4 protein-coding genes are annotated in these 6,242 nt (G+C 72.3%); all 4 read left to right on the forward strand.

The window, feature by feature from the left end; genetic code table 11:
• Positions 1–52: 52 nt before the first annotated feature.
• The 4 genes from ACIP64_RS28870 (at position 53) to ACIP64_RS28885 (ending at position 6,032) form a co-directional block, all read left to right on the forward strand.
• Positions 53–805, forward strand: a complete 753-nt coding sequence (locus ACIP64_RS28870) for a thioesterase II family protein (RefSeq protein ID WP_401592314.1) — start codon at positions 53–55, stop codon at positions 803–805.
• Between the two features lie 255 nt (positions 806–1,060).
• The gene (locus tag ACIP64_RS28875) at positions 1,061–3,904 is read left to right on the forward strand and encodes an AAA family ATPase (RefSeq protein WP_401592294.1); all 2,844 of its coding nucleotides are present in this window, start codon (positions 1,061–1,063) and stop codon (positions 3,902–3,904) included.
• Positions 3,905–3,933: 29 nt separating this feature from the next.
• Positions 3,934–4,434 (forward strand): PH domain-containing protein, encoded by a 501-nt coding sequence (locus tag ACIP64_RS28880; protein WP_401592296.1) that lies wholly within the window; start codon positions 3,934–3,936, stop codon positions 4,432–4,434.
• On the forward strand, positions 4,431–6,032 hold the full coding sequence (locus ACIP64_RS28885; RefSeq protein WP_401592298.1) for a PH domain-containing protein: 1,602 nt from the start codon (positions 4,431–4,433) through the stop codon (positions 6,030–6,032). Before ACIP64_RS28880 ends, ACIP64_RS28885 begins: the two co-directional genes overlap by 4 nt.
• Positions 6,033–6,242 lie beyond the last annotated feature (210 nt).

Genomic DNA, 6,242 nt, shown 5'->3' on the forward strand with positions numbered 1-6,242 from the left:
CGCGATCGCGTCCCGACGTTGAGTGGAAAGTTTCAGTCAGTTGGCAGAAAACATGGCCTCCAGCCGCTGGATCCGCCGCTACCACCCGTCGGAGGGGAGCCAGGTCCGACTGGTCTGTCTGCCGCACGCCGGTGGCTCGGCCTCCTTCTACTTCCCGATGTCGCAGGCGCTCGCTCCGGCGCTGGACGTCCTCTCGGTGCAGTACCCCGGTCGCCAGGACCGCAGGGACGAACCCGGCATCACCGACATGACCCGCTACGCCGACGAGTTGACCAGGGAACTCCTGCCCTGGCTCGACCGGCCGCTGGCCTTCTTCGGGCACAGCATGGGCGCGGTCCTGGCCTTCGAGGTGACGCGGAGACTGGAGCGCGACCACGGCGTGGCTCCCGTGCGGATCTTCGCCTCCGGACGGCGCGCGCCGTCGAGTCACCGCCACGAGACGGTGCACCTGCGCGACGACGACGGCGTCGTAGCGGAGATGCGTGAACTCAGCGGGACGGATTCGAGGATTCTCGGGGACGAGGAAATCCTCCGCATGGTGCTGCCCGCAATTCGCACCGATTACACCGCGATCGAGAACTACCGGGCCACCCCGGAGGACGTCGTGCGCACGCCCATCACGGTGCTGACCGGAGACGCGGATCCGAGAACGACCCGCGAAGAGGCGGAGTCCTGGGAAAGGCACACGACCAGTGATTTTGAAATTCACTGTTTCCCTGGGGGCCACTTCTTTTTGGCGAACCATCAGGAGCGCATCCTGAGAATTGTTTCCGAGGGGTTGACCGCGGACGCTCGGACGAACTGAACCAAGCGCTTCGGCACAACGGGGGATCGCGTCCGACAGGCCGCGAGTTCGAGTGCCCGCCCCCGCCTGACGGCGGGGGCGGAAAGCCGCCGGACATCGGTGTCCTGGCGGACGACCGTATGGGGCAGGGCCGTACAACGGCCCGGGACGCGCCCCGCGGTGCACAGATGACAGGACGGCACCGCACGGGCCCACCGGCACGGCGCGCGGTCGTCACGTCCTCCGTAGACGTGTGGTAGCGGGAGGGGAAACTCCGTGTCGGCAAGGCTGTTCGAGCGCGGGAAGCAGCTGGACACCCTGAGCGAACTCCTCGGCAGCGCGATGCGCGGCCGGGGCCGGGTCGCCGTGATCAACGGGGCCGTCGCCAGTGGGAAGACGAGCCTTCTGGAGAGATTCACCGACGAGGCGATCTCCGCCGGCGCACTGGTCCTCGAGGCCTCCGGTTCCCGCTCCGAACGCTTTCTCCCGTTCGGCATCCTGCGCAGGATCCTCGACAGCGCGGGCCACCACTCGCCGGAGGTCCACGCCTACGCCACCGAACTGCTCGACGCAGCCTCGGAGGAGACCGCACAGGCCGCGGACGGCACCGAGGCGGGCATGCGCATCATGCCGCACCTGTCCACCGCGGTGCTCCGCCTCGCCCGGAACAGGACCGTCGTCATCGCCGTCGACGACGTCCACCACGGCGACGAGCTCTCCCTGCACTTCCTGCTCTGCCTGGCCCGCCGGGTACGCCAGGCCCGGGTGCTGATCGTGCTCACCGAGGCGGTGCGGCTGCGACCGGCCCAACTCGCCTTCCACGCCGAGCTGCAGCGCCAGCCCAACTGCACCAGCGTCCGGCTCCGGCTGCTCACGCCCGAGGGCACCGCGGGGGTCCTCGGCGACCACCTGCCGGAGGCGGCGGTCGGCCGGCTCGCGCCCGAGATCCACCGGACGACCGGCGGCAACCCGCTGCTGCTGAAGGCACTGCTGGAGGACGGCACCTCCGCCGCCCCCGGTGAGACCTTCCAGCAGGCCGTTCTCAACTGCCTGCACCGCGGCGACCCCGAGATGCTGACCGCCGCCCGCGGCGTCGCCGTCCTCGGCGACGGCTGCTCCGCCGTCCAGCTCAGCCACATCGTCGACCTGCACGTCAAGCCCACCGAGCAGGCCCTGCAGGATCTCGAACGCTGCGGCGTCCTCCACAAGGGCGCGTTCCGCACCCCGGCCGCCCGCGAAGCGGTCCTGGACGCGGCGCCCCCCGCCGCGCTGTCCGCACTGCACCTGCGGGCCGCCAAGCTGCTCCACCACGAGGGCGCGGCCTCCCTCGACGTCGCCCGCCACCTCGTGGCCGCCCGCAAGAACGTCGAGGAGTGGGCCATCCCGGTCCTCAAGGAGGCCGCGGAGTACGCGCTCGTCGACGACGAGGACGAACTCGCCCAGCAGTGCTGGGAACTGGCCGTCGCCTCCTGCCCCGAGGGGCCGCAGCGCGCCGCCCTCAAATCCCGCCTGGTGAGCCTGGTGTGGCGCAGCAGCCCGGCGGCCGCCGAGAGCCACCTGCGGCAGCTGTGCCGGGAACTCGCGGCGGGCCGGCTCGCCGACCGGGACGTGATCCAGGCCGTGTCGGCGCTGGTGTGGATGGGACAGACCGAGGGCGCGGGCGAGGCCCTGCGGCACCAGATGACCGCCGCGGCCCCCGCCTATGCCCAGGCCAGCATCGCCACCGCCCGGACCTGGCTGACGACGATCAGCCCGCCGCTCACCGCGCTCTTCGCGGACACGGACGCGGAGACGGGCACCGACACCGATCCGTCCGGTTCCGTACGGCCCGGCGGCGCGCACACGCCGGCGGCGGTCGCGGCGGCGATGGCCCCCTACGACTCCGCGGACTGCGCCTACGTCCAGGCCGCCGGGGCCGTCCTGACCACCTTGCGGGAGCGCAGGACGGACGCCGCCGTCGCGGAGGCCACCCAGGTCCTCCAGCGCTACCACCTGGGCGACCGGACCATCCAGCCCCTCGTCTTCGCCCTGCTGACCCTGATCTACACGGGCCGCCTCGACCTGGCGCTCGCGTGGTGCGAACGGCTGCTGGGCGAGTGCTCCGCACGCAACGCCCCCGCCTGGCACGCCGCGCTCGGCGTCGTCCGCGCCGAGATCGCCCTGCGCCGGGGCGACCTGCCCGGCGCGGCCGCCCAGGCGCGCCAGGCCCTCTCGCGGATCTGCACGCAGAGCTGGGGCGTCGGCATCGCGCTGCCGCTGGCCATCCTGATCGAGACCGAGGTCCAGATGGGCAACCACGAGGAGGCGATGAACCTCCTCGAACAGCCCGTTCCCGAGGCGATGTTCTCCACCTTCCTCGGCCTGCAGTACCTCCGGGCACGTGGCCGCTGCCACCTGGCCACCGGGCGCTACCACGCCGCACTGCGCGACTTCCTCACCTGCGGCGAGCTGATGCAGGCATGGGACATGGACGCCGTGGAACTCGTCCCCTGGCGGCTCGACGCCGCGGAGGCCTGGCTGGCCCTCGGCAACACCGGACGCGCCCGCGAGTACGCCGAACAGCAGAACCAGCGTGACACCGGACTCGAGGGCAGCCGCTCCCGCGGCGCGCTGCTGCTCATGCTCGCCCGTACCGGAGGCGACCTCACGTACCGGCTCAAGCGGCTCACCGAGGCCGTGGACATCCTGGAAGTCGGCGAGGACCGCCTGCAGTTCGCCGTGGCCCTGGGTGAACTGGGCCGCGCCTACCGGGCGCTCGGCGACTTCAACCGCGCCCGGATCCTCGTCCGCAAGGCCTGGCACGTCGCCAAGTCCTGCGGCGCCGAGCCGCTGTGCGTGCAGTTCATGCCCGGCGGCCAGGCCGGCCCCGAACCCGCCGAGGCCACCGGCCGCGAGACGGCCGAACCGCCCAAGGAGACCGAGGTACTGTCGGAGGCCGAGGCGCGCGTGGCGCTGCTGGCGGCACGCGGCCACACCAACCGGGAGATCGCGACCAAGCTCTACGTCACCGTGTCGACGGTCGAGCAGCACCTGACCCGCATCTACCGCAAGCTGCAGGTGAAGCGGCGCCGGGACCTCCCGGCCCGGCTGTCCGACCTGAGCCTCACCGGGGCCGCCTGAGCCCGCGACCGGCCGAGGAGGCGGAAGCAGTGGACAGCACGCACGACGTATGGCTCAGGCCCCCGCGCCACCGTGTCGACCGGCGCGCCCTGGGCTGGTGGACCGTCCAGGCCGCCGTGTTCGCCCTTCCGCTGCCCCTGGTGTTCGGAGCCCTGTACCTCTTCGTCCCGCCCGCCCGCTTCGTCTTCGTGTGGCTCTTCCTGGCCTTCCTGGTGCCCGGCGTCGCGTACATGGCGGTCATGCCCGTCTGGCGCTACCGGGTCCACCGCTGGGAGGCCACGGACGAGGCCGTCTACGCGGCGTCCGGCTGGCTGTGGCAGACCTGGCGGGTCGTGCCGCTGTCCCGCGTGCAGACGGTGGAGACGCTGCGCGGCCCGATCCAGCAGCTCTTCGGGCTCTCCGGGGTGACCGTCACCACCGCGTCGTCCTCCGGCGCGGTACGGATCAAGGGGATCGACCGGCGGATCGCCCTCGATCTCGTCGAGCACCTCACGCGGGCCACACAGGCCGCACCGGGTGACGCCGCGTGAGCCCGCAGGACGGTGAGCGGGCGGCCTCCGCGCAGGACGGCGGGTGGCGCCGGCTCAGCCCCCGGCTGCTGCTGGTCAACCTCGGCATGCTCAGCGGGCCGCTCGCCCTGTTCGCCCTCACGCTGCTCCTGACCGGTGCCGACCTCCAGGCCCTCATCTCCCTCGGGTCGATGCTGACCACCTTCCTGGTGATCACCTGGATCGGCACGATGCGGCTGCTCACCACCCGCTTCCGGGTCGTGGACGGCCGCGTCGAAATGCGCTCCGGACTCCTCTTCCGCAGCCACCGCTCGCTCCCCGTCGACCGGATCCGCAGCGTCGACATCCACGCCAAGCCCTCGCACCGCATCTTCGGCCTCGCGTCCGTGCGGATCGGCACCGGCGGACAGGGCTCGCCCTCCGGCCGGGAACTGCGGCTGGGCGGCATCACCCGGAGCCATGCGGACGACCTCCGCCGGCTGCTGCTCGACCCCCACGGGCGCACCGGCGCCGGACCGGGGACACCGGGCCCCGGCGGAGAAGGCGACGGCCTCGTCGCCGAGTTGGACTGGGCCTGGCTCCGCTACGCGCCGCTGAGCCTGTGGGGGCTCGGCGCCGTCCTCGTCGGGGTCGGCACCGTCGCGCGCGTCCTGGGCGAGATGAAGATCAACCCCCTGGACCTCGCCGTCGTCGTGTACGTCCGCGACCGCTTCGGCTCCGTGCCCTGGTGGTTCGGCATCCTCGTGACCGCCGTGGCCCTCCTCGTCATCGGAGCGGCGCTGTCCACCGCCGCCTTCGTGGAGGGCTGGAGCGGCTACCGGCTGGAGCGGGAGGGGGACGACGCCTACCGGGTCCACCGCGGACTGCTCGTCCACCGTTCCGTCACCCTGGAACACCGCCGTCTGCGCGGCGTCGAGATCATCGAGCCGATGCCGCTGCGCCGGGCCGGTGCCGCCCGCCTCGACGCGATCGCCGGCGGCCTCGGTAGCAGCGAGGAGAACCGCAGCCGGCGGTCCCTCACCCCGGCCGTTCCGCGGCAGGAGGCCCTGCGGGTCGCCGCCGACGTCCTCGCGGAGGAACGGTCCCCGACGGAGACTGCGCAGTTCCTCGCACATCCCCGGGTCGCCCTGTGCCGCCGGATCAACCGCGGACTGCTGGTCCTGGCGCCCCTCGTGGCCGTACTCCTGGGGCTCGGGCCGTGGCTCGGCCCGGCCGCGGTGCACGCGGCCTGGATCACCGCGTTCCTCGGAGTTCCCGTCGTCCTCGCGCTCGCCCACGACGCCTACCGCGCCCTGGGCCACGGCCTGCGCGACCGCTATCTCGTCGTCCGCGCGGGCACGTTCGCCCGCCGCACCGCCGCCGTGCAGCGCGACGGCGTGATCGGCTGGAGGATCACCCGGTCCGCCTTCCAGCGCCGCAAGGGTCTGCTGACCCTCGGCGCGACGATCGCCGCGGGCGACGGCTGCTACAAGGTCCGGGACGTCGGGGTCACCGACGGGATCGCCCTGGCCGAGGAGGTCGTGCCGGGGCTCCTCACCCCGTTCCTCGAACGCGGCCCGGAGGGCGGGGCGGGGCCGCGGGGCGAAGGGACGTCCACCGGTAACGGAAGGCGTTCCTGAAGCCCATTTCCCCGAACCTGCGGACACGGCTCCCGGGAATTCCTGCCGCAGTTTCCATTCTTTCTTGCAATTGCCTCCCCTCTCCGCGCATCCTGGTGCAGTCGCACGTCAAAAGGCTGAGCCCAGGGCCGAGTCAACCGGTTACCGCCTAGGGGCCCGTAGGGGATTGGTAGGGGTTTCTCGCCCTTGCCCCGCATGCGAGAGTGACCC

It is taken from the genome of Streptomyces sp. NPDC088733 (genome assembly GCF_044751185.1).
Classification (GTDB): domain Bacteria; phylum Actinomycetota; class Actinomycetes; order Streptomycetales; family Streptomycetaceae; genus Actinacidiphila.

What these genes read in the sequence shown, in the direction of transcription:
- ACIP64_RS28870 (WP_401592314.1), top strand. Translation starts at nt 53, where the DNA reads ATGGCCTCCAGCCGCTGGATCCGCCGCTACCACCCGTCGGAGGGGAGC.